We start from the raw sequence: 2,926 nt of genomic DNA on the forward strand, positions 1-2,926 counted from the left end.
CCACGTGCTCTTCACGATCATTTTGTAAGTCATTAGATTAATTAACCCCATTAACCAAAACCATCACTGAAAAGAGGGATACCCCATGGCAACTGCATTGCCGAAAGTTCCGGTCGTTATCGTCGGAATGGGATTTCTCGGAGGCATCATTGCCGCCGAATTAACCAAGACAGGAGTCAAAGTAGTCGGACTGGAACGCGGGAAACCCCGGAGTACGCAAGATTACTTCATGGTGCATGACGAACTTAGGTACAGCCAAAGGTACGATCTCATGCAGGACTTGTCCAAAGATACAATATCTTTTCGCAATACGGAGAAGGTAGCGGCTGTTCCGATGAGGCAATATGGGTCCTTTCTAATGGGGGAGGGGCTCGGCGGTGCAGGGATACACTGGAACGGCCAAACGTATCGTTTCTTACCGTATGACTTCGAGATATACAGCAAGACGGTGGAGCGGTACGGCAAGAACAAAATCCCGGAAGGGATGACTCTACAAGACTGGGGGATTACATACGATACGCTCGAGCCATATTTCGACAAATTCGAGAAGATGGCGGGCATATCCGGCGATCCGGAACAGAATCCGCTTGTCGGCAAGCGCTCCAACCCGTTCCCTACGAAGCCGATGGTAAGAACCCCTATCCTCAAGTTGTTCGAAGAGACAACGAAGAAGCTGGGGTACCATCCTTATATGATGCCTTCAGCTAATCTGTCCGAGCAATATACGAATCCGGATGGGATTACTCGCGCGGCTTGTCAGTATTGTGGATTCTGTGAGCGGTACGGCTGCGAATATGGAGCCAAGGCGGATCCAGTCGTCACGGTCATTCCTGTAGCTGAGAAGACTGGCAATCTGGATCTGCGCACTTATTCCAGTGTCACGGCGATCAAACATGACGGCAAGAAAGCAACCGGTGTCGTGTATGTAAATACCGTGACGGGCGAAGAATTCGAACAATCCGCCGATGTGGTCATTCTGGCCAGTTACGTGTTCTCTAATGTCAAGCTGCTGCTAACTTCGAAGTTAGGTAAACCATATGATCCTGCCACTGGCAAAGGCGTAATTGGCAAAAATTACGCTTATCAGACGAACGGAGGAGCAGCTACCGGATTTTTCGATGAGAAGCAATTCAATCTGTATGCTGGAGCTGGATCGCTCGGAATGGAGATTCCTGATTTCAACGGGGATAACTTCGATCATAGCAATCTCAATTTCTTGCATGGAGCCGGAATTCGTATTTCCCAAACCGGCCAACGTCCAGTCGCGACAAACTCCGTCCCCAAAGGTACTCCATCGTGGGGAAAGGATTTCAAGCAGCAGTCGATCAAATACGCCAACAGTGTCTTGGCTGTATCTCCTCAGGGCAGCAGTTTGCCATGGAGGCATCATTACCTGGATCTGGACCCTACATATAAGGATGCCTATGGATCTCCTTTGGTTCGGGTTACGTTCGACTTCGAGGAACAAGACCGCCAGATGATCAAATTCGTCGCCGGGAAGACGGCGGAGATCATGAAAGAGATGAAGCCTACTTCAATGGGCTCGGCCGATCAGCTAGGGCCGTATAACATTGTGCCTTACCAATCCACGCACAACACTGGCGGCGCCATCATGGGGGCCGATCCTTCCACCTCTGCTGTCAATAACTACATGCAGATGTGGGATGTGGAAAATCTGTTCGTCGTCGGTGCATCAGCATTCCCGCATAACGGCGGCTATAACCCAACAGGGACGGTCGGCGCACTTGCTTATCGCTGTGCAGAGGGGATCACGAAATATATGAAGACGGGTGGCATCCTCGTATAACGGATGGACCAAGCCTATAGCTTCAGGAGAGGAGGTTGGGATGGAGCAGGACGATTGGATCTTTCACCTGACTGAAGTTCGTAAGCGGATGATCGTAGTGGCCGGATGGTTTATCGTGACACTCTGTGCGGGATTGTACGTATCGCCGGCTATCCTGCGATTCATCAAGGCTCAGCCATCGGCGGAACAGATTGAATGGAACGTGTTCTCGTTCACGGACGGGCTCATGATCTATATGAAATGTGCGCTGTTGTTCGCATTGTTGTTCACATTGCCGCTGCTCTTGTATCAGCTATGGGCATTTGTTCGCCCGGGATTAACAAGTTCAGAAGCGAAGGGTACGCTGCCCTATATCCCGGTCGCCTTCGGCTTGTTCCTGTTCGGCATGTCATTCAGTTATTGGGTCGTATTCCCGATGATGCTGCGGTTCATGAAGAAGATGAACCGTTCGATCGGCGCGATCGAGACGTATGGAATTGACCGATATTTCGCCTTCTTGTTCGATATCGTCTTCCCGATGGCCGTTGCATTCGAGCTGCCTGTGGTCATGCTGTTTCTAACGAGAATAGGTCTACTCACACCGGATCGGATTAAATCGACGCGCAAATATGCGTATCTCGGACTGGCCATTACAGGTTCTTGTATTTCACCGCCTGATATGGTTTCCCACTTGTCAGTAACAGTCCCGTTAATTTTGTTATTCGAGATCAGCGTCTTTGTATCGAACCGTCATTGGCGGCTCGCGATACGGGCTAATGCTACTAACAGTTAGTTCTATTGCTTCGAAGGAACAATAATAAGGATCCCTATAGGAGGAAAATACACATGTTTAACAACATCGGTGTCTCAGGGTTAGTGTTGATATTGGCTATTGCCTTAATCGTCTTCGGACCCGCGAAGTTGCCGCAATTAGGCCGGGCGTTCGGTGATACGCTGCGCGAATTCCGCAATTCCACACGTAATATTGTGGACGATGACCAGACAGAACCGACTGAAGTCAAGAAACTAAGCTAGAGGCAAGACTCGATTAGGCAGCTGATCATAGATATCAGCTGCCTTTCTCGTTCATGTTGTCACTGAAATAACACTACTCGACCAAAAGAATTCGCATTATAATGG

General features: G+C 49.6%; 3 protein-coding genes. All 3 read left to right on the forward strand.

The features are described from left to right. The first annotated feature begins 85 nt into the window (after positions 1–85). Genes AC1DWB_RS33115 through AC1DWB_RS33125 form a run of 3 tightly spaced genes read left to right on the forward strand, consistent with a single transcriptional unit; the run spans position 86 to position 2,821 of the window. Positions 86–1,807, forward strand: coding sequence for a GMC family oxidoreductase (locus tag AC1DWB_RS33115; protein ID WP_477545343.1), 1,722 nt, complete (start codon positions 86–88; stop codon positions 1,805–1,807). A gap of 40 nt (positions 1,808–1,847) precedes the next feature. After that, the gene (gene tatC, locus AC1DWB_RS33120; RefSeq protein ID WP_477545344.1) at positions 1,848–2,579 is read left to right on the forward strand and encodes a twin-arginine translocase subunit TatC; all 732 of its coding nucleotides are present in this window, start codon (positions 1,848–1,850) and stop codon (positions 2,577–2,579) included. Positions 2,580–2,632: 53 nt separating this feature from the next. Continuing rightward, positions 2,633–2,821 (forward strand): twin-arginine translocase TatA/TatE family subunit, encoded by a 189-nt coding sequence (locus AC1DWB_RS33125; RefSeq protein WP_477545345.1) that lies wholly within the window; start codon positions 2,633–2,635, stop codon positions 2,819–2,821. The last annotated feature ends 105 nt before the right edge of the window (positions 2,822–2,926 follow it).

The sequence above is a fragment of the Paenibacillus sp. P4_E11 genome (genome assembly GCF_056401635.1).

Bases quoted from the DNA above. Each gene is read 5' to 3' on its own strand.
- tatC (WP_477545344.1), top strand. From the start codon at position 1,848: ATGGAGCAGGACGATTGGATCTTTCACCTGACTGAAGTTCGTAAGCGG.
- AC1DWB_RS33115 (WP_477545343.1), top strand. From the start codon at position 86: ATGGCAACTGCATTGCCGAAAGTTCCGGTCGTTATCGTCGGAATGGGA.
- AC1DWB_RS33125 (WP_477545345.1), top strand. From the start codon at position 2,633: ATGTTTAACAACATCGGTGTCTCAGGGTTAGTGTTGATATTGGCTATT.